The sequence below is a fragment of the Mesorhizobium sp. M0028 genome (assembly GCF_040323855.1).
Classification (GTDB): Bacteria; Pseudomonadota; Alphaproteobacteria; order Rhizobiales; family Rhizobiaceae; genus Mesorhizobium.
Genome location: NZ_JAMYVG010000002.1, coordinates 329,641 through 349,055, shown reverse-complemented (window position 1 = coordinate 349,055; position 19,415 = coordinate 329,641). Strand labels below are relative to the sequence as shown.

The following is a 19,415-nucleotide window of genomic DNA, read 5'->3' as shown; positions in this document are numbered from 1 at the left end:
GCAGGCTTCAGCCCGTCGGCAGCACCCGGCAAGCTAGGAACAGAACCATGAAGACCGACATCCATCCCGACTACCACACCATCAAGGTCGTCATGACCGACGGCACCGAATACATGACCCGTTCGACCTGGGGCAAGGAAGGCGATACGATGAACCTCGATATCGACCCGACGACCCATCCGGCCTGGACCGGCGGCCAGCAGACCCTGCTCGACCGCGGCGGCCGCCTGTCGAAGTTCAAGAAGCGCTTCGAAGGTTTTGGCCTGTAAGGTCGAAGAACGCTCAAGCCGCATTGGCTGCCTGCAGATAAAAAACCCGCCCTTGTGGCGGGTTTTTTATTCAGCGGATCGTCGCGCGAACGAAATCGCCCTTGATGACGATCGAGGGTTTGGCGCCGGCGGTGTTGGGAAGCGAACTGTCGACGAAGGACGCCAATGCTGTCACCGAATAGCTGATCGGAACCTGCTGGCCGAAGGACAGCGTGGCTTCCAGCGCCTTGCCGGCAATCGCGATGTTTTCGTCCTGCCGGATGCTGCCATAGAAGAGATTGACCTTCAGCGCCTCGCCCTTGAGATCGATGCTCGAAGCATGCCCGTCGAGTGAAACATCGGCGGCCTTGCCGGCGATGGCGATAGTAGAGAAATTCCCCGCCATGTTGGCTTGCAGCGCCGCTTGGTCGATCGACACGGAACTCTCGGGTTGGATGTTGGCGTTGATCTCGACCACGCAGTCCGAAGGATCCAGCCACGAGGAGGGAGCAACATCGATGCGTAGCGTCGAGGCCACCAGCTTCATGTCGCTGGCGGAACGGCAGTCACTGGCGAACCAACTCGAATACCAGCTCGCAAACCAGCCTTCACGGCGGCCGCTGATCGTCGCGTGGTAGGGTGCCGCGGACGAAGTGGTGAGCTTGACGGAACTGGCTTCGCCGGTGATGACGACGGCGCTCACCCCGACGAGATCGAGCGTCTTGGAGGCCTCACCGGTCGCCGGCGATGCCAGGGCAACGCCGGCAAAAGGCAGCAAGACGAGAATTGCGGATTTCATCATTGTCTCCGATCATGTTGGGCGGTCGCGACTGGACCGTGGCGTTGTCGAGATGATCTGAAACGTCGATTTCCGCGACCTTGATCGCGATCCGGGACGACCGCGAACGCAATCCGGGTCATTGTCGGCCGCTGCCCGCTTTGGAACCACGCTTGCGATCATGATCTTCATTCCCCTGCCATTCGTCGTTGCCCTGTTGCTGGTCATCCTGCTCGTGCAGATGGTCCGCCGAAACGAGGCCGATCTGCGTGAAAACATCGCCTTCATGCTGCTGATCGCCGCCTATGCCTTGCAGTCGGTGCTGATCGGCATTCGCTGGGGTTATGATGTCAGGGCAATCATGCCGTTCCAGTCGGTCCTGGCGACACTGATCGCACCCCTTGCCTGGATAGCCTTCAGCGGTTTGACAAAGGAACCGTCCGCGCATCGCCTGGCATCACTCTGGCCGCATTTGCTGCCGGCCTGCCTGGTTGTCCTGCTCCTGATCTTCTGGCGCGAGCCGGTCGGGCCGGTGATCATCCTCGTTTTCCTGTCCTATGGCGCCGCCCTTCTTTGGCTAGCGCTGGCCGGTCCGGATGTTCTTGTCGAATCGCGTCTCGACGGCGTCTTGCGGTCCTACCGATCGCTGTTGGTGACGGCGCTGGCGATCCTTGCATCGCCGGTCACCGACATCATCATCAGCTTCGACCTCGAATGGACAGGTGGCACTCATTCCGGCGCGGTGATTGCCGCCGCCAACGTCCTAGCGCTGATGCTGCTCGGCAGCGCGGCCGCTGTTGCCAGCGAAACCGCTGCTTCCGACGAAGAGGAAGAGGATGTGTCGCACGCCCAAACCACGCCACGGGTGACCAGCGAAGATTCCGCGGTCGCGGCGGCGGTCGACGCGCTGATGACATCGAAATATCTCTACAAGGATGTCGATCTCAACCTCGGGCGCATCGCCAGGCGGCTCGGCCTCCCCGCACGGCAAGTGTCATCGGCGGTCAATCGCGTCCACGGATCGAGCGTATCCCAATACGTCAACGGCAGGAGGATCGATGAGGCCCGCCGCTTGCTCGCGGCGACCGACGAACCGATCACCCGCATCATGCTCGACGCCGGTTTCCTCAGCAAATCGAACTTCAACCGTGAGTTCCTGCGCATCACCGGCCTGAGCCCGAAGGCATGGCGGCGGAAGTATCGGCCGCCGAAGGGCACGATGCCGGCCATCTCCTTGCCAGGCAAGGGAAAATGAATGCGCGCGGCGCCGGTCAGGCGCCGAGCAACTCTCGCAGAGCCATCCGCTTGTAGGCCGCAACCAGCCTGTCACCCTCTTGCCGGTCGACCGAAATCGCAAGCCGCATTGCGGCCTCGCCCATCTGCCAGATGAGAAATGCCGTCGTTTCCAGCGCTTCCGGATCGGCGGACGGCCGCAACCGCTTCAGCACCGTGGTGAGGAATTCGGCGTTGGCCCGGCTGTCGGCAAGCTCAAGCTCGCGCAATGCTTTGTCGGCCTGTGTCCCCGACCAGATGTCGCGCATCACCGGCTCGGCCAGGAATAACCGGTAGTAGATATCCACCAGCTCCGAAAACGCCTGGCGCAAGCCGTCGGCGTCACTGACGTCGGCAAGTGCCGCCGCGATGCAGGCCTGGCTTTCGGCGGTGTAGCGTTCGGCCAGCGCCCAAATGATTGCCCGCTTGTCCGGGAAGAACTGGTAGAGCGAGCCGATCGACACGCCAGCCCTCTCGGCCACCTCGCCCATGCGCATCGCATCGCTGCCTTGCTCGGCGATCAGCGCCGACGCTGCGGCCAGCATGCGCTCGACCCGCTCGCGGCTACGCTGCTGGCTCGGCGTTCGGCGCGGCGATGCGATCTGGCCATCCTGTGAATCCGATACGGCAGAGCCTTCCATCACTGTCTCCAGGCGAACAATCAACAAATTGGCTTGACTCGCAAAATACGAGGGTTTATCACGTTTAGCAAATGTGAGGATTGCTCACATTTGCAAACTGAGGAAAATCGACATGAACCCTACTGTAACGAAACCAACTTTGATCCTCGGCGGCACCGGCAAGACCGGCCGCCGTCTCGCCGAGCGGCTGACGGCGCGGGGCCTGCCGGTAAAGATCGGCTCGCGCTCGGGTACGCCGCCCTTCGACTGGGAAAATAGCACGACCTGGGAACCCGCACTTGATGGTGTGGGCGCCGTCTACATCAGCTACTATCCTGATCTTGCGGTGCCCGGCGCGGCCGACACGGTCGGCGCCTTCTCTCGTCTTGCCGTGGAGTGTGGTGTGCGTCGGCTGGTACTGCTGTCGGGGCGCGGCGAAACGGAAGCACAGCGCGCCGAAGAGATGCTCAAAGCTTCAGGCGCCGATTGGACGATCCTGCGCTGCGCCTGGTTTTCCCAGAACTTCAGTGAAGGCTTCCTCGTCGAATCTTTGCAGGAGGGCGAGGTGGCGTTGCCGGTCGGCAGTGTGGGCGAACCATTTGTGGATGCCGACGATATCGCGGAGGCCGCCTTTACCGTGCTAACCCAGCAAGGACATGTCGGAGAGCTCTATGAGCTGACCGGGCCGCGGCTGCTGAGCTTTGCCGACGCGGTCGCCGAGATCGGCAGGGCCGCCGGCCGCGACATTCGTTTCAAGCGGGTTTCCCATGCCGAGTTCACCACCGCCATCGCCGAGCACGAGTTGCCGGCCGAGTTCGCCTGGCTGCTCAACGAGCTGTTCACCGAAGTGCTCGACGGCCGCAACGAAACGCTGACCGACGGCGTCCAGCGCGTGCTCGGCCGCGCCCCAAAAGACTTTTCCACCTACGCAACCGAAACCGCCGCCACGGGCATCTGGAGGAACTGACATGATCATGAAACTGCTTCCCACCCTCACCTTCGTCGCTGCCATTGGCTCAGGCGTTGTCGGCGGCGTTTTCTTCGCCTTCTCCAACTTTATCATGCCGGCGCTCGCCCGCTTGCCTGCCGGAGGCGGCATCGCCGCCATGAATTCGATCAACATCACCGTGATTACGCCGGCATTCATGACCGCGCTATTCGGCACCGGGCTGGTCTGTCTTGTGCTTGCCGCCGGCGCTCTTATCGGCTGGAGCCAGCCGGGCGCGTTCTGGCTTCTCGCCGGCGCCCTGATCTATCTCGTCGGCAACCCGATCGTGACGATGATGTTCAACGTGCCGCTCAACAACGCCCTGGCCGCCGTCGATCCGGCAAGCGCCAACGGCGCCGCGCTATGGGCCACTTATCTCAAGGACTGGGTGATGTGGAACCATGTCCGCACCATCACCGCCATCGTGGCGCTGGGCTGTTTTATCTTCGCGTGGCGGTGAATGCCGGGGCAAGAAGACCCTCAGGCAGGGTCCTTCGACTTATGACCCTTGCGATCGGCATGGCCGAGATCGCGATCCGGATCGATGACGTCGCGAACCAGTTGCTTGAGTTTTGCGGCGTCGGGAAAACCGCCGTCACGTTTGCGGTCCCAGACCAGCGTGTCATTGCAGGAAATGGTGAAGATGCCGCCGGTGCCGGGCACCAGCGCCACTTCGCCGAGATCGGTGCCGAACGTGGACAGCAGCTCCTGCGCCATCCAGCCGGCCCTGAGCAGCCACAGGCACTGCGTGCAATAGGTGATGCGGACTGTAGGCAGCGCGTGTTGGGTCATGCCGCGCTGAGCTTCGCCAAGGTCTCCTCGTCGACCTCGAAATTGGCGTAGACGCTCTGCACGTCGTCGTCATCTTCAAGCGTCGCGACCAGCTTCATCAGCGATTGTGCCCGCTCCTCGTCGACCGCGATATTGGTCTGCGGCTTCCAGATCGGCTTCACCGATTCAGCCTCGCCGAGCGCGCCTTCCAGCGCCTTCGACACCTCGCCGAGATTCTCGAAGGCGCAGTAGATCGTGTGGCCTTCCTCGTCCGACTGGACGTCGTCGGCGCCGGCCTCGATCGCCGCGTCCATCACCTTTTCGGCGCTGCCGGCCGATGCCGGATAGTAGATCTCGCCGATGCGGTCCCACATGAACGACACCGAGCCGGTCTCGCCCATCGCCCCGCCGGCCTTGGTGAAGGCAGCGCGCACATTCGACGCCGAGCGGTTGCGGTTATCGGTCAGCGCCTCGACGATCAGCGCGACGCCGCCCGGCCCATAACCCTCGTAGCGCACGGCCTCGTAGGTCTCGGCATCGCCCATCGACGCCTTGTTGATGGCGCGCTGGATGTTGTCCTTCGGCATCGACACCGCCTTGGCGTTCTGCACCGCAAGGCGCAGGCGAGGGTTCATCGATGGATCGGGCGTGCCGCTCTTGGCGGCGACGGTGATTTCGCGCGCCAGCTTGGAAAACATTTTCGATCGCACCGCATCCTGACGGCCCTTGCGGTGCATGATGTTCTTGAATTGTGAATGGCCAGCCATGGCACTCCTGTCGTCTTCTCGGCTAGAGCATCCGCGGCCTGGTGAACCACCCGGCGCCTTGCAAAATGCTCGAATTCAAAATCTCAGAACGTCCTGCTGCGTCCGGACGGACGTACGGCGCTCTATGTCGGAATGGCCGGCTTATAGATAAATCGGCTCAATTCGTCCAGCCGCGCCGTGGCAGACGACACGCAAGGGCTTGAGACCCGAAAAAGGCAGGCTTCGGCGGCCGTTCACCCCTCCAGATCGGACTTCAGCCGGTCGAGAATGCTGATCGCGTGCGTGGCATACTGGCTGATCCAGCGGTCGTGGATGTGCTTGATCGGCAGCGCGTTGAGATGGTTCCAACGCTCGCGGCCCTCGCGCCGCGCCACGACCAGGTCGGCCTCCTCCAGCACTTTCAGATGCAGCATGATCGTGCAGCGGTCCATGTCGGGGAAGGCATCGCACAACATGCCGGTGGTCTGCGGCGCATCCTTCAGCCGGTCCAGCAACTCACGCCGGCGCGGATGCGCCAGCGCCTTGAAAACATTGTCGTCCTGCGAATGGCTTGACATGTTATGTTTCTATAACATATCGTTGAACCCTTCAAGGAAGGAGCTGTGGATATGTCTCTTGGATTCAGGGTTTCCGGCCGCATTGGCAAGCCGGTCGCCGAAGTCTTCGACGCGGTCGTCAATCCGAAGAAGCTTAGCGGCTATTTCACTACGATCGGCGGCGCCAGCGCGCCGCTGGTGGCTGGTGCCGGTGTTGTCTGGTGGGGCAAGGTCCCCGTCGAGGTCGACGAAGTGATCAAGGACAGCCGCATCGTGCTGCACTGGGACGCCTCCGATGCCGACGGCAAGCCAGCCTACAAGACCCGCATCGAGATGAATTTCGAACCGCTCGATGATGGCGGCACCTTTGTCACCATCGCCGAGACCGGCTGGCGCGAGGACGCGGTCGGCCTGAAGAAGTCCTATCTCAATTGCGAGGGCTGGTCGCAGATGCTGGCCTGCATGAAGGCCTATGTCGAATACGGCATCAATCTGCGCGACGGCTATTACCGCAGCGAGATGAAGGGCGAGCCGGCCAACGAGAACAACATCTGAAAAACCACCAAGATGACGGAGGCCTGCGATGAAGCAAGTGACGCCATTTCTGATGTTCGAGGGCAAGGCCGAAGAGGCAATGACCTTCTATTGCGAGACGATCCCCGACAGCAGCGTCCTTGACGTCACACGTTACGGCTCCGGCGAAGACGGCCCGGAAGGGACGGTCAAGCTGGCGCGCGTGTCCATAAGCGGTCTGGAAGTGATGGTCTACAACAGCCCCGTGCACCATGCCTTCACATTCACGCCGTCGGTCTCGATGTATGTGGATTGCTCCACGGAGGCAGAGCTGAACGGCATTGTCGAGGCCCTGGCCAAGCACGGCAAATTTCTGATGCCGCTGGACAATTATGGTTTCAGCCGCCGGTTTGCATGGCTCAACGACAGGTTCGGAGTCTCCTGGCAAATCAATTTGGCATAGCGGGTTCTGGACCGAACCGGCCAATCGAACCTGAACACGGGAATGGAGCCAGCAAATGACCGCGAAGATCAGCGGCGGCATCAACATCGCCATGAAAGTGCCGCCACATCAATACCAGGCAACGATCGCCTTCTATCGCGACGTCATCGGCCTGAAGCCATTCACGGCCAAGGCGCCCGCTATCGGCTTTGAACTCGGTCCCAGTCGCCTGTGGATCGACGAGGCGCCGATGCTTAGTCAGGCCGAGGTCTGGCTGGAACTGTTCACCGATGATTTTCCAGGCGCGGCGGACCATCTCGCCAGGGCCGGCGTCGTGCGCTGCGACGCCATCGAGGCACTGGGTGAAGGCTTTCGCGGCGGCTGGATCACCAACCCGGCCAACATCATTCACCTCGTGCGCGAACCCGATGCTTGGTGAACCGGGGCGGCGCCGTGGAAAGGAGGACGCTATGGAAATCCGTGAAACACCGACCGCCGAAGCCGGCATGCTGATAAGGCGGCCGGTCGCCGACGCGTTCGAAGCTATCGTTGATCCGGCGATCACGACAAAATTCTGGTTCACCCACGGCAGCGACAGGCTGGACAGCGGCAAGGAAATCCATTGGGAATGGCGCATGTATGGCGTCTCGACGACGGTAACGGTCAGCGAGATCGTGCCGAACGAGAAGATCGTCATGCAATGGAGCGATCCGCCGACCACGGTGGTGTGGACCTTTACCGAGATGCCGGGCGGCACGACCTTTCTCGAGGTCCGCAATTTCGGCTTTGCCGGCAGCCCCGATGAGCAGGTCAAGCAGGCGATCGACTCGACCGGCGGTTTTGCGCTGGTGCTCGCCGGCGCCAAGGCGTGGCTCGAGCAAGGCCTGACGCTTGGCCTGACCGGCGACCGCCATCCGAAGGGTTTGCCGGGGCATTAGGTCAACCGCGGTGGGCCATCCTCAGTGCCCGCCGCCCTTTGCCTTCTTCCGCCGCCGGGCCAGCATGTTGAGCCCTTCGACCAGTGCCGAAAAACCCATGGCAGCGTAGATGTAGCCCTTCGGAACGTGGTAACCCATGCCGTCGGCGATCAGCGTCATGCCGATCATCAGCAGGAAGCCGAGCGCCAGCATGACGATGCTGGGGTTCCTGGCGATGAAATCGGCCAGCGGCCCGGCCGCCAGCATCATCACGCTCACCGCCACGATCACCGCGATGTACATGATCGCGATTTCGTCGGTCATGCCGACCGCGGTGATGATTGAGTCGATCGAGAAGACGAGGTCGAGCAGCAATATCTGGAAGATGGCGCCGGCCAGCGAAAGCTGCAGCGTTTCGCCCATCATCGTGTCCTGGTGATCATCGAGATCGACCGTGTGGTGGATCTCCTTGGTCGCCTTCCAGACGAGGAACAGGCCGCCGGCAATCAGGATCAGGTCGCGCCATGAAAAGCCGTGGCCGAAGGCGGTGAATATCGGCATCGTCAACTGGACGATGATCGAGATGGTGGCCAGCAGGATCAGCCGCATCACCAGCGCGGCGGAGATGCCGAGCCGCCGGGCGCGGGCTCGCTGCGCTACCGGCAATTTGTTGGTCAAAATCGAGATGAAGATCAGATTGTCGATGCCGAGCACGACCTCCAGCACGATCAGCGTCAGCAGCGCGACCCATGCCGTCGGGTCGGAGACAAAGGCGAAATGCGGCGCCAGGAATTCGACTAGCTGCATGGAGGTCGTCCCCTCTACGATCTAGAGCAGTTTCGCCGGCAATTGGGTATTGCAAGCGTCCATATCAATGTCACGACCAGAAGGAAGGAGCCGTTTCCTCCAGCCGCGGGCCGCGGCGAAACGGCGCGATCCGTTCAGTCAGGCCGCTACGGTCGGAAATGTCGACGCCGACGCCGCACAATGTCGCCGGTCCGGTCGACGCCTCGAAACGGCCTTTCGGCACCTTGGACAAAAACCGGTTGAGCGGCTCCTCCTTGTCCATGCCGAGCGAGGAATCGTAATCGCCGCACATGCCGGCATCGGAAATATAACCGGTGCCGCCATTGAGGATCTGGTGATCGCCGGTCGGCTGATGCGTGTGGGTGCCGACAACAAGGCTGGCACGGCCGTCGACGAAATGGGCGAAGCACATTTTTTCCGAGGTCGCCTCGGCATGGAAATCGATGACGATCGCATCGGCCTGCTCGCCAAGCGGACAAGCGGCAAGTTCGCGCTCGCCGGCCTGGAATGGATCGTCGAGCTCGGGATGCATGAACACCCGGCCCATGATGTTGGCGACCAGCACGCGCGCGCCGTTCCTGGCGATGTAGACGCCCGAGCCGCGCCCCGGCGTGCCTTTCGGGAAATTGGACGGACGCAGGAAGCGTTCCTCGCGCGGCGCGAAAATCAGCGCATCGCGCTGGTCCCAGACATGGTTGCCGGTGGTGACGACATCGGCGCCGGCCGAGATCGTCTCGCGAAAAATCTCCTCGGTGATGCCGAAGCCGCCGGCGGCGTTCTCGCCATTGACGATGACGAAGTCGAGTTTGAAATCCGAGATCAGGCCGGGCAGTTGTTCCCACACCGCCGTACGTCCTGTCTTGCCGACCATGTCGCCGAGGAAGAGAAGTCTCATATAAGCGTGATCCCGAACCGAAGGTCAGCGAAGCAAAAAGCTGCATGACTTTCGGAAAAGACCATGCGTCCAGGAACTTATCTACAATTTCGGCGCGAACAGGCGCAACCCGCTCTCGGTGAGTATTTCCGGAATGATCACGTCATGCGGCTCGTCCGGCACCAGGGCCACCTCCTGGCAGTCGAAGGCAATGCCGATCAGCCGCGGCTGCTGTCCGTTGTCGGCCAGCCGCGCGATCGCCCGGTCGTAATAGCCGGCGCCGTAACCGATGCGGTGGCCGCGCGCATCGAAGGCGGCAAGCGGCACCAGCATCACCTGCGGATCGAGTACCTCGGCTTCCTCATGCGGCCCGACGGTGCCGAAGCCCATGTCGATCATTGGCGCGCCGCGCACCAGTTCGCGAAAAACGATGGTGGTCTTGTCGAGAATGGCCGGCAGGCAGAGCCTCGCGCCCTTCTCGCGCAAGGCAAACATCAGCGGCCGGACGTCGACTTCCGAGCGCATCGGCCAGAAGCCTGAGACGATCTGGCCCGGCTCGACGGTGATCCGGTCGCGCGCCGTCTCGGCCATTTCGAGTGCTGCCTCTACCCGCCAGAACGGATCGAGCGCGTCGCGGCGCCCGAGGGCTTCGTTGCGGAGATTTTTTTTCAGGTCTTTTCGGAAGGTCATGGAGCCAGGATAGAAAAAGTCGGATCTGGACGGGGTTTTGGGAGCGACGTTTCCTACCGCATGGCCCACTGAAATGTGAGTGACGATCCACACAACCGGTGGAGAGAGCGATCCCGGGAACCTACAAAGTAGGTGGGCGCCGTATGAGAAAACCCACGGGTCTTCCCAGGGACAGCTCCCTAGGGATCATTAAGGCCCCGGGGAAAATGTTCTCCTGCCGGGAAGCGCAGACCGTCCCCGCCAATATAGGCAGACGGCAGGCCCAGCGCCAGAGAGACGACACGCTTCGAGTCTTAAATCGACGCAGAACCCCTCAACGAGGTCAGCGCCGGCAAGATCCCCGCTTCGCCAGCAGCGCCTTGCACAGCGAAGGCCGCGTCCTTAGGGTCGCGCGATGAACCCGGGAGCAAAAATGCGTTTCGAAGGCACGGCAGCCTATGTTGCCGACAAGGATCTGATGGTGGCGGTCAACGCGGCGATCGCGCTGGAGCGGCCGTTGCTGGTCAAGGGCGAGCCCGGCACCGGCAAGACCGAACTTGCCCGCCAGGTGGCGGCAGCGCTCGGTCTGGATCTGATCGAATGGCACGTCAAATCGACCACGCGGGCGCAGCAGGGTCTCTATGAATACGATGCCGTCTCGCGGCTGCGCGACAGCCAACTCGGCGACGAGCGCTTCAACGACATTCGCAATTACATCAAGCGCGGCAAATTATGGAATGCCTTTGCCGCCGGCAAGAAAGTCGTGCTTCTGATCGACGAGATCGACAAGGCCGATATCGAGTTCCCCAACGATCTGTTGCAGGAATTGGATAGGATGGAGTTCTTCGTCTACGAGACCGGCGAGACCATCCGCGCCACCGTCCGGCCGATCGTCATCATCACCTCCAACAACGAGAAGGAATTGCCGGACGCCTTCCTGCGCCGCTGCTTCTTCCACTACATCCGCTTCCCCGACGTCGACACTTTGCACAAAATCGTCGACGTGCATTATCCCGGCATCAAGCAGAAACTGGTGCGAGCGGCATTGACCCAGTTCTATGAGATCCGCGATGTGCCCGGCCTGAAGAAGAAGCCGTCGACCTCCGAGGCACTCGACTGGATCCGCCTGCTGGTCGCCGACGACATCGCGCCCGAGGACCTGCGCGCCGACCCGAAGAATGCGTTGCCGAAACTGCATGGCGCGTTGCTGAAGAACGAACAGGACGTGCATCTGTTCGAGCGCCTGGCCTTCATGGCGAGACGGCAGGGGTGAGGGGCTGGTCAGTCGGAAGCCGACGAAAGCCCTCGGACAGCGGTTTCCCGTCGCTGGACCGTTGCCCTTGGTCAGGGACGGAGGCAGCTTCGGGTTGCCGAGTTCAGAGGGAAATGAAATGACCGAGATCACCGTCCGCCCATTGGCGCAATCCGACCATGCCGATTGGCGGCGTCTGTGGACCGCCTATCTCACCTTCTACGAAACCAAGTTGCCGGAAGCGGTTTACGCCGTCACCTGGAAGCGGCTGTTCACGGCGGGCGAGTTCGAGCCGAAAGGCTTCATCGCCACCCTCGACGGCAAGGCCGTCGGCCTGACGCACTATCTCTATCATCGCTCCTGCTGGTCGGAGATAAACAACTGCTATCTGCAGGACCTGTTTGCCGACCCCGATGTGCGCGGCAAGGGCGTCGGCGCCGCCCTGATCGAAGCGGTCAGGCAGGAAGCCGGCAAGATCGGCGTCAAGAACGTCTACTGGATGACGCACGAGACCAACACCACCGCACGCAAGCTCTACGACCATGTGGCGCGCAGGACCGGCTTCATCGAGTATGATCTGCTGTAGACCGTGAGATGTTCATCCCCTTCTTCCTCGAACTGAAGGCAGCGCGGGTTCCGGTCTCGCTCCGCGAATATCTGTCGCTGCTGGAGGGGCTGGAGGCCGGGCTGGTCGACTATGATGTTGAGGGCTTTTACTATCTCGCCCGCGCCGCTCTGGTGAAGGACGAGCGCCACATCGACCGCTTCGACCAGGTCTTTTCGCACATCTTCAAAGGTGTCGAGGCGCGGGCTGGCGAAAACCCGGTCGATGTCGCAAACATCCCGGAGGAATGGCTGCGGAGGCTCGCCGAAAAGCACCTGACCGATGAGGAGAAGAAGCTGGTCGAGGCGCTGGGCGGCTTCGAAAAGCTGATGGCGAGGCTGAAGAAGCGGCTGGAGGAGCAAAAGGGCCGACATCAGGGCGGTTCGAAATGGATCGGCACCGGCGGCACCTCGCCCTACGGCGCCTATGGCTACAATCCCGAAGGCGTGCGCATCGGCCAGCACGAAAGCCGCAACCGCCGCGCGGTAAAAGTCTGGGACAAACGCGAGTTCAGGAACTTCGACGATGCCGTCGAGCTCGGCACCCGCAACATCAAGGTCGCGCTGAAGCGCTTGCGCCGCTGGGTGCGCGAAGGCGCCGAAGAGGAATTCGACCTGCCAGGGACCATCCACGCCACCGCCGAGCACGGATATCTCGACGTTAAGACACAACCCGAACGTCGCAATGCGGTCAAGCTGCTGATGTTCTTCGATGTCGGCGGCTCGATGGACGACCACATCAGGAGCGTCGAGGAGCTATTTTCGGCTGCCCGCGCCGAATTCCGCCAGCTCGAATATTTCTATTTCCACAACTGCCTCTACGAGGGCGTGTGGAAGGACAATCGCCGCCGCCATGCCGAGGTGATTCCGACCTTCGATCTCCTGCATAAATATGGCCCCGACTACAAGGTGATCGTCGTCGGCGACGCCTCGATGAGCCCCTACGAGATCGCCCATCCCGGCGGCTCGGTCGAGCACTGGAACAAGGAGGCCGGCGCCGTCTGGCTTGGGCGGTTGCTGCAGCAATGGCCAAATGCCATATGGCTCAACCCGGAAGCCGAGAAGAACTGGGGTTTTACCCATTCGATTGCCATGATCCGCGATATTTTTGACGGCCGCATGTTTCCACTGACGCTCGCCGGCCTCGAAGCCGCGACGAAGCAACTTTCAAGGAAGCACTGAATGGATCCACGCAAAACAGGAAGGTCGACCTGTTTCCTTTGCCTGCAATGCGGTGTCCAGTTCGCGGCGACAGCGACGCCGCCGCGACATTGCCCGATCTGCGAGGACGAGCGGCAATATGTGCGTTGGGAGGGCCAGGCCTGGACCACGCCGGAAGAGCTCGCCGCCGGCCATCGGCTCGTGATGAGAGACGACGCCGGCGTGCTCGCCTTCGGCATCGAGCCGCGCTTCGCCATCGGCCAGCGGGCATTGCTGGCGCAAACGCCGCACGGCAATGTGCTGTGGGACTGCATTTCGATGGTCAGCGACGAGGCGGTGGCCGAGATCAACCGCCGGGGCGGCCTCGCCGCGATCGCCATTTCCCACTGCCATTATTATTCGGCAATGGTCGAGTGGAGCGAGGCGTTTGGCGGCGTGCCGATTTATCTGCACGCCGATGATTGTCAGTGGATCATGCGGCCGCATCCGGCGATCATCAGCTGGCAAGGCGAGACGCGCGCCATAAACCCGTCGCTGACGCTCATCCGCTGCGGCGGCCACTTTGCCGGTGGCCAGGTGCTGCACTGGAAGCGCGACGGCGGCAATGCCATCCTGGCCGGCGACATCGTGCAGGTGACGCCGACTCGCCGCCATCTCAGCTTCATGTACAGCTACCCGAACTACATCCCGCTCAACGCTTCGAAAGTGCTCGGCATCAAGGCCGCGCTGGAGCCTTTCGCGTTCGACCATATCTATGGCGCGTGGTGGAACCAGAACGTCATCGGAGATGCAAAGGCGGCATTTTCAGCATCGGTTGCGCGCTATCTCGCCGCCATCGCCTGAGGAATTCTTCGCGACAGGATAGAAATACGGGCAAACGCGGTAACAAATCCCTATTTCAGGCGAAGTTGGGAAGGCAACCCAAATAGCGACCTAAGCTAAGAGGAAAAAATGGACAGCCACACCTACCCCGTTACCCGCACCGACGCCGAATGGCGCGCCCGGCTGACGCCTGAGCAATATGCGGTGATGCGCAACCACGGCACCGAGCGGCCGGGAAGCTGCGCCCTGCTGCACGAGAAGCGCGCCGGCACCTTCTCCTGCGTCGGCTGCGACCAACCCTTGTTTGAATCCAAGCTGAAATTCGAGAGCGGCACCGGCTGGCCGAGCTTCAACGACCCGGTGCCGGGTTCGCTCGAGACTACTGTCGACCGCAGCTACGGCATGGTCCGCACCGAATGCCATTGCGCCCGCTGCGGCAGCCATCTCGGCCACGTCTTCGAGGACGGCCCGCCGCCGACCGGCCTGCGCTATTGCATCAACGGCGTGGCGCTCAAATTCGAGCCGGCCGCCTGATCGTCAGGCCACGACCACCAGGATCAGCCACAACGTGGCGCCAAGCGTCATCAGCGAGGCCTTGGCGCCACTTGATTTTCCGGCAGTTCGCCAAACGGCAAAAGTCAGGAAGATGTTGTAGGGCACCGGCGCGAAATGCACCGCCAGAACCAGCGCAAGCGGCAACTTCAGCCCGAGCAGAATGAGCGCCGCCACCGATGACGCGACGTTGATCGCTGTGCCGACAACGACCAGGTCGCGCCAGAACAGCCGATCGAGCGGCACGCCGCCGAGCCAGCGTGAGCGGAAGAAGGCGGCAACGCGCGACATGATCGTCATCGATCGACCGGCTCCTCGCTCTGCTCACCAGCGCAACCCTTCCACAAGGATTGCGTCTGGAAACCCTGCTTTATTCCTGACCCAGAACTTCGGCAATCGCGCGCTCGAAACGCGAGGCTTCCGTCACCAGCCAGTCGGTCATCGCCGGCCAATTGTCTTCGGCAAAACAATTCACCCGCCACATCGAATTGATGCCGAGGCCGTCGCAACTTTGTTCTGGCCTGAGCTTCAGCCTGTCTTCGATGGCCGGCTGGAACGGCTTCAGCCGCGACCAGGCTTGCGTGGCACCGAACTTCTCGTTGCGGCCGAAGAAGACGCCGACATGATTCTGCGCAGGCGCGACGTACATGGAAAGGACCAATGCGAAGTCGGGCAGCCCACGCTGCCAGAACCACGGTCCACGCCTCGCCAGCAGAGCCCTTTCATCCGGATGCCGTTCCGCGAACAGCGTCCAGAAGCTGCGTTGGCGGAATTCAGAGGCGCGGCGGGCGCCAAAATCGAATTCGCTCATGTTCGAACCGTTGAGGGGCGCCGCAACCGGCGCCCAAGGCTATTACCGGCCTACACCATTCCAAGCGCGGCCTTGTACAGATCGAGGATGGACTCCTCTTCCTGCCGCTCGGCCTGGTCCTTCTTGCGCAGCCGGATGATCGACCGCATCGCCTTAGTGTCGAAGCCGGTGCCCTTGGCCTCGGCGAACACTTCCTTGATGTCGTCGGCAATCGTCTTCTTCTCTTCCTCGAGCCGCTCGATACGCTCGATGAAGGCGCGCAACTGGCCGGCGGCAACAGTCTGGCTGGTCTCGGTGATGTCGTCGGCCATATTCTTCTCTCCGCGTCGTTTTCTCACCGCGACTCGGGGTGACCCGAGCGGCGAATTGCAGCGGTTCGATGCCCGACCGGGCGCGGCGGGTCAAGGTGCTATCGATGCGGCATGAAGGGCTGCTGCCAGGCGCCGACAAGGCTGTCTGATGCCGGCCTATTTCACCCGAATGCGATCAGCAGATCCTTGGCATCAATCTGGTCGCCGGCCTTGACGAGCACCTCGGCGATGGTGCCGTCGCGCTCGGCATGCAGCGCCGTTTCCATCTTCATCGCTTCGATCGACAGCAGCACGTCGCCGGCCTTCACCGCCTGGCCGGCAGCGACCGCAAGCGCCGAGACGACGCCGGGCATCGGCGCGCCGACATGCGCCTCATTGCCCGGCTCCGCCTTGCGCCGTGCCTTGGCAGCGGACGCGCCATGCGCCCGGTCCGGTACCTTCACGCGGCGCGGCTGGCCGTTGAGCTCGAAGAACACGGTGACCATGCCCTTTTCGTCGACATCGCCCATGGCAAGGCAGCGCACCACCAGCGTCTTGCCTTTCTCGATGTCGACGAAAATCTCGTCTTCCGGCTTCATGCCGTAGAAATAGGTCGGTGTCGGCAGCACGCTGACCGGGCCGTAGGTCTCCTGCGCGGCGGCGAAATCCGAAAACACCTTCGGATACATCAGCCACGACGCGAACTCGAACTGACTGAGCTTGCGCTCGAGCTTTTCCTCGACCTCCCTGCGGCTGGCCGTGAGGTCCGCCGCCTTGAGCAGCGAACCCGGCCGCACCGTGATCGGCTTTTCGCCCTTCAGCACCTTCTTCTGCAATGGCTTTGGCCAGCCGCCCGGCGACTGGCCGAGGTCGCCGCGCAACATCGACACCACAGAATCCGGGAAGGCGATGTCCCGCGCCGGATTCTCGACGTCGGCGACGGTCAGGTCCTGGCTGACCATCATCAGCGCCATGTCGCCGACGACCTTGGACGACGGCGTCACCTTGACGATATCGCCGAACATCAGATTGACGTCGTGATAGGTCTGCGCCACTTCGTGCCAGCGCGTCTCCAGCCCAAGCGAGCGCGCCTGTTCCTTGAGGTTGGTGAACTGCCCGCCAGGCATTTCGTGCAGATAGACCTCCGATGCTGGCCCCTTCAGGTCGCTTTCGAAGGCGGCGTACTGGTTGCGCACCGCCTCCCAGTAGAACGAGATATTCCTGATCCATTGCGGGTCGAGGCCCGGATCGCGCTCGGTGCCCTTCAGCGCCTCGACGATCGAACCCAGGCATGGCTGCGAGGTGTTGCCAGATAGCGAATCCATCGCCGCGTCGATGCCGTCGACACCGCTCTCCACCGCTGCCAGCACGGTGGCCGCCGACAGGCCGGATGTGTCGTGCGTGTGGAAGTGGATCGGCAGGTCTGTCGCCTCGCGCAGTGCCTTGAACAGCACGCGGGCAGCACTCGGCTTTAGAAGCCCCGCCATGTCCTTGACGGCAATGATATGGGCGCCCGCCGCCTGCAATTCGCTGGCCAGGCCGACATAGTATTTCAGATCGTATTTCGCCCGCGCCGGATCGAGTATGTCGCCGGTATAGCAGATCGCCGCTTCGATCAGCTTGCCCTCGGCGCCGACCGCATCCATGGCCACACGCATGTTCTCGACCCAGTTCAGGCAGTCGAAGACGCGGAACAGGTCGATGCCGCCAGCAGCGGCCTGGTGGACGAAATGCTGGACGACATTGTCGGGATAGTTAATATAGCCAACGCCGTTGGCGCCACGCAGAAGCATCTGCAGCAGAAGATTGGGTGCTGCCTCGCGCACCAGCGACAGCCGCTCCCATGGATCTTCGGTGAGGAAGCGCATGGCGACGTCGAATGTTGCGCCGCCCCAGCATTCGAGTGACAAAAGCTGCGGCAGAGCGCGCGCATAGGTGCCGGCGATGCCGGCGATGTCATAGGTGCGCACACGCGTCGCGAGCAAGGATTGATGCCCGTCGCGCATTGTCGTGTCGGTGACCAGCACCTCTTTTTGCTCGCGCATCCACGCCGCGAATTTCTCCGGCCCGAGCACGTCGAGCTTCTGCTTGCTGCCGTCAGGCACATTGCCGTTGAGATATGGCACCACCGGTGGCGCCGCATCTGCTTTTGGCTGCGGCCGGCCGCGCGTCTCGGGATGGCCATTGACCGAAACGTCGGCAAGATAGTTGAGCAGCTTGGTCGCGCGGTCCTGCCGCTTCACGCTGGCGAACAGTTCCGGCGTCGTGTCGATGAACTTGGTGGTGTAGGAATTGTCGGCGAAGCTCCGGTGATTGATGATCGCCTCGAGAAAGGTGAGATTGGTCGCCACGCCCCGGATTCGGAATTCGCGCAACGCCCGGTTCATGCGGGCGATGGTCTCGGCCGGCGTCGGCGCCCACGCCGTCACCTTTTCCAGCAATGGATCGTAGAAGCGGGTGATGACCGCGCCCGAATAGGCGGTGCCCCCATCAAGGCGGATGCCGAAGCCGGTGGCGCCGCGATAGGCGGTGATGCGGCCATAGTCGGGGATGAAATTATGCTCGGGGTCTTCAGTGGTGATGCGGCACTGCAGCGCGTGCCCGTTGAGCCTGATGTCCTTCTGCGTCGGCACGCCCGATTCCGCCGTGCCGATGGCAAAGCCGTCGAGTATGTGGATCTGTGCTTTGACGATGTCGATGCCGGTCACTTGTTCGGTGACGGTGTGCTCGACCTGGATGCGCGGATTGACCTCGATGAAATAGAATTTTCCGGTATCGGCATCCTGCAGGAACTCGACCGTGCCGGCGCCGATATAGCTGGTTTCGCGCGCGATCCTCAGCGCATAGGCGCAAAGCTCCTCGCGCTGCGACATTTCGAGATAGGGAGCCGGCGCCCGCTCGACCACTTTCTGGTTGCGGCGCTGGATCGAACAATCGCGCTCGAACAGATGCACCGCATTGCCATGCGTGTCGCCCAGCACCTGCACCTCGACATGGCGGGCGCGCTCGATCAGCTTCTCGAGATAGACCTCGTCCTTGCCGAAAGCCGCCTTCGCCTCACGCTTGCCTTCCATCACCTCGCGGGCGAGATCGGCCTCGGAGCGGATGGCGCGCATGCCGCGGCCGCCGCCGCCCCAGGACGCCTTGAGCATCACCGGGTAGCCGATCGTCCTGGCGAGTTCCTTCACCGCCGCCATGTCGTCCGGCAAGGGATCGGTGGCGGGAATTACCGGCACACCGACTTCGATTGCGAGATTGCGGGCGGCGACCTTGTTGCCCAGCCTGCGCATCGTATCCGGCTTTGGCCCGATGAAGATGATGCCGGCCGTGGCGCAGGCCTCGGCGAATTCCGGGCTCTCCGACAGCAGGCCGTAGCCTGGATGGATGGCATCGGCGCCCGAAAGCCTGGCGACGCGGATAACCTCCTCGATCGACAGATAGCTTTCGATCGGCCCCATATCCCTGGTCAGGTGCGGCCCGCGCCCGACCTGGTAGCTTTCGTCGGCCTTGAAGCGATGCAGGGAGTATTTGTCTTCCTCCGCCCAGATCGCCACGGTTTTGAGGCCGAGTTCATTAGCCGCGCGGAAGACGCGGATGGCAATTTCGGACCGGTTGGCGACAAGGATCTTCGAGATTGCCAAGGACAGGGCTCCGGACACGGGGAAGGGAACTGCCGGACATGATTAGCGCGAAAATGCTGCAGTGCAAACAAAATCGGGCAG

Annotated in this window: 25 protein-coding genes and 1 other RNA gene; 13 read left to right on the top strand and 13 right to left on the bottom strand. The window is 62.2% G+C overall.

Annotation, left to right across the window (positions count from 1 at the left end):
• The first annotated feature begins 47 nt into the window (after nt 1-47).
• Nucleotides 48-269, top strand: a complete 222-nt coding sequence (gene rpmE / locus NKJ93_RS06735) for a 50S ribosomal protein L31 (RefSeq protein ID WP_006327661.1) — start codon at nt 48-50, stop codon at nt 267-269.
• A 70-nt stretch (nt 270-339) separates the two neighbouring features.
• On the opposite strand, the gene NKJ93_RS06730 is transcribed toward rpmE, so the two are convergent.
• Nucleotides 340-1,047 carry a hypothetical protein gene (locus tag NKJ93_RS06730; RefSeq protein ID WP_352480930.1) on the bottom strand — a complete coding sequence of 236 codons (708 nt, stop codon included), beginning with the start codon at nt 1,045-1,047 and terminating at the stop codon, nt 340-342.
• A gap of 160 nt (nt 1,048-1,207) precedes the next feature.
• On the opposite strand from NKJ93_RS06730, the gene NKJ93_RS06725 reads away from it, so the two are divergent.
• Nucleotides 1,208-2,281, top strand: coding sequence for a helix-turn-helix domain-containing protein (locus NKJ93_RS06725; protein ID WP_352480931.1), 1,074 nt, complete (start codon nt 1,208-1,210; stop codon nt 2,279-2,281).
• A gap of 16 nt (nt 2,282-2,297) precedes the next feature.
• Here the strand turns inward: NKJ93_RS06725 and NKJ93_RS06720 are convergent, their stop codons facing one another.
• Nucleotides 2,298-2,939 carry a TetR/AcrR family transcriptional regulator gene (locus tag NKJ93_RS06720; protein WP_352480932.1) on the bottom strand — a complete coding sequence of 214 codons (642 nt, stop codon included), beginning with the start codon at nt 2,937-2,939 and terminating at the stop codon, nt 2,298-2,300.
• 112 nt (nt 2,940-3,051) lie between these two features.
• On the opposite strand from NKJ93_RS06720, the gene NKJ93_RS06715 reads away from it, so the two are divergent.
• A complete protein-coding gene (locus NKJ93_RS06715; RefSeq protein WP_352480933.1) occupies nt 3,052-3,885 on the top strand; it encodes a Rossmann-fold NAD(P)-binding domain-containing protein in 834 nt (277 codons plus the stop codon).
• A 1-nt stretch (nt 3,886) separates the two neighbouring features.
• Nucleotides 3,887-4,366 carry an anthrone oxygenase family protein gene (locus tag NKJ93_RS06710; protein ID WP_352494149.1) on the top strand — a complete coding sequence of 160 codons (480 nt, stop codon included), beginning with the start codon at nt 3,887-3,889 and terminating at the stop codon, nt 4,364-4,366.
• 20 nt (nt 4,367-4,386) lie between these two features.
• Here the strand turns inward: NKJ93_RS06710 and NKJ93_RS06705 are convergent, their stop codons facing one another.
• The 3 genes from NKJ93_RS06705 to NKJ93_RS06695 form a co-directional block, all read right to left on the bottom strand.
• Complete coding sequence (locus NKJ93_RS06705) at nt 4,387-4,698, bottom strand: Rdx family protein (protein WP_352480935.1); 312 nt, start codon at nt 4,696-4,698, stop codon at nt 4,387-4,389.
• Nucleotides 4,695-5,444: a YebC/PmpR family DNA-binding transcriptional regulator gene (locus tag NKJ93_RS06700; protein ID WP_352480936.1), complete on the bottom strand. Its 750-nt coding sequence runs from the start codon at nt 5,442-5,444 to the stop codon at nt 4,695-4,697. The genes NKJ93_RS06705 and NKJ93_RS06700 overlap by 4 nt, the downstream gene beginning before the upstream one ends.
• Before the next feature lie 233 nt (nt 5,445-5,677).
• Nucleotides 5,678-6,001, bottom strand: coding sequence for an ArsR/SmtB family transcription factor (locus tag NKJ93_RS06695; protein ID WP_352480937.1), 324 nt, complete (start codon nt 5,999-6,001; stop codon nt 5,678-5,680).
• A gap of 51 nt (nt 6,002-6,052) precedes the next feature.
• On the opposite strand from NKJ93_RS06695, the gene NKJ93_RS06690 reads away from it, so the two are divergent.
• From NKJ93_RS06690 to NKJ93_RS06675, 4 genes are read left to right on the top strand one after another with little or no spacing between them, the layout of a single operon-like run.
• Complete coding sequence (locus NKJ93_RS06690) at nt 6,053-6,535, top strand: SRPBCC domain-containing protein (RefSeq protein WP_023719640.1); 483 nt, start codon at nt 6,053-6,055, stop codon at nt 6,533-6,535.
• Between the two features lie 28 nt (nt 6,536-6,563).
• Nucleotides 6,564-6,956 (top strand): VOC family protein, encoded by a 393-nt coding sequence (locus NKJ93_RS06685; protein ID WP_023719641.1) that lies wholly within the window; start codon nt 6,564-6,566, stop codon nt 6,954-6,956.
• Between the two features lie 55 nt (nt 6,957-7,011).
• Entirely contained in the window at nt 7,012-7,374 is a 363-nt protein-coding gene (locus NKJ93_RS06680; protein ID WP_023719642.1) for a VOC family protein, read from the top strand.
• Nucleotides 7,375-7,405: 31 nt separating this feature from the next.
• Nucleotides 7,406-7,873, top strand: coding sequence for an SRPBCC family protein (locus NKJ93_RS06675; protein ID WP_023719643.1), 468 nt, complete (start codon nt 7,406-7,408; stop codon nt 7,871-7,873).
• Nucleotides 7,874-7,894: 21 nt separating this feature from the next.
• Here NKJ93_RS06675 and NKJ93_RS06670 read toward each other — a convergent pair whose 3' ends face one another.
• From NKJ93_RS06670 to ssrS, 4 genes are all read right to left on the bottom strand, one after another.
• Entirely contained in the window at nt 7,895-8,659 is a 765-nt protein-coding gene (locus tag NKJ93_RS06670; RefSeq protein ID WP_352494148.1) for a TerC family protein, read from the bottom strand.
• Between the two features lie 70 nt (nt 8,660-8,729).
• Complete coding sequence (locus tag NKJ93_RS06665; RefSeq protein WP_023678036.1) at nt 8,730-9,554, bottom strand: TIGR00282 family metallophosphoesterase; 825 nt, start codon at nt 9,552-9,554, stop codon at nt 8,730-8,732.
• An 81-nt stretch (nt 9,555-9,635) separates the two neighbouring features.
• Nucleotides 9,636-10,223: a 5-formyltetrahydrofolate cyclo-ligase gene (locus tag NKJ93_RS06660; protein ID WP_023719645.1), complete on the bottom strand. Its 588-nt coding sequence runs from the start codon at nt 10,221-10,223 to the stop codon at nt 9,636-9,638.
• 80 nt (nt 10,224-10,303) lie between these two features.
• Nucleotides 10,304-10,459, bottom strand: a non-coding RNA gene (gene ssrS, locus NKJ93_RS06655) — 6S RNA.
• Between the two features lie 176 nt (nt 10,460-10,635).
• Between ssrS and NKJ93_RS06650 the strand changes: the two genes are divergently transcribed.
• From NKJ93_RS06650 to msrB, 5 genes are all read left to right on the top strand, one after another.
• Nucleotides 10,636-11,475, top strand: a complete 840-nt coding sequence (locus NKJ93_RS06650) for an AAA family ATPase (RefSeq protein ID WP_023719646.1) — start codon at nt 10,636-10,638, stop codon at nt 11,473-11,475.
• 118 nt (nt 11,476-11,593) lie between these two features.
• Entirely contained in the window at nt 11,594-12,040 is a 447-nt protein-coding gene (locus tag NKJ93_RS06645) for a GNAT family N-acetyltransferase (protein ID WP_023719647.1), read from the top strand.
• Between the two features lie 8 nt (nt 12,041-12,048).
• Nucleotides 12,049-13,239, top strand: a complete 1,191-nt coding sequence (locus NKJ93_RS06640; RefSeq protein ID WP_352588233.1) for a vWA domain-containing protein — start codon at nt 12,049-12,051, stop codon at nt 13,237-13,239.
• On the top strand, nt 13,240-14,061 hold the full coding sequence (locus NKJ93_RS06635) for an MBL fold metallo-hydrolase (RefSeq protein WP_023719649.1): 822 nt from the start codon (nt 13,240-13,242) through the stop codon (nt 14,059-14,061).
• Between the two features lie 108 nt (nt 14,062-14,169).
• Entirely contained in the window at nt 14,170-14,574 is a 405-nt protein-coding gene (gene msrB / locus NKJ93_RS06630; RefSeq protein WP_023719650.1) for a peptide-methionine (R)-S-oxide reductase MsrB, read from the top strand.
• A gap of 3 nt (nt 14,575-14,577) precedes the next feature.
• Here the strand turns inward: msrB and NKJ93_RS06625 are convergent, their stop codons facing one another.
• The 4 genes from NKJ93_RS06625 to pyc form a co-directional block, all read right to left on the bottom strand.
• Complete coding sequence (locus NKJ93_RS06625; protein ID WP_352480941.1) at nt 14,578-14,892, bottom strand: hypothetical protein; 315 nt, start codon at nt 14,890-14,892, stop codon at nt 14,578-14,580.
• A gap of 70 nt (nt 14,893-14,962) precedes the next feature.
• Nucleotides 14,963-15,403, bottom strand: a complete 441-nt coding sequence (locus NKJ93_RS06620; RefSeq protein ID WP_023719652.1) for a hypothetical protein — start codon at nt 15,401-15,403, stop codon at nt 14,963-14,965.
• 50 nt (nt 15,404-15,453) lie between these two features.
• Nucleotides 15,454-15,714 carry a DUF2312 domain-containing protein gene (locus NKJ93_RS06615; RefSeq protein ID WP_023719653.1) on the bottom strand — a complete coding sequence of 87 codons (261 nt, stop codon included), beginning with the start codon at nt 15,712-15,714 and terminating at the stop codon, nt 15,454-15,456.
• Nucleotides 15,715-15,875: 161 nt separating this feature from the next.
• Entirely contained in the window at nt 15,876-19,334 is a 3,459-nt protein-coding gene (pyc, locus tag NKJ93_RS06610) for a pyruvate carboxylase (RefSeq protein WP_352588230.1), read from the bottom strand.
• Nucleotides 19,335-19,415 lie beyond the last annotated feature (81 nt).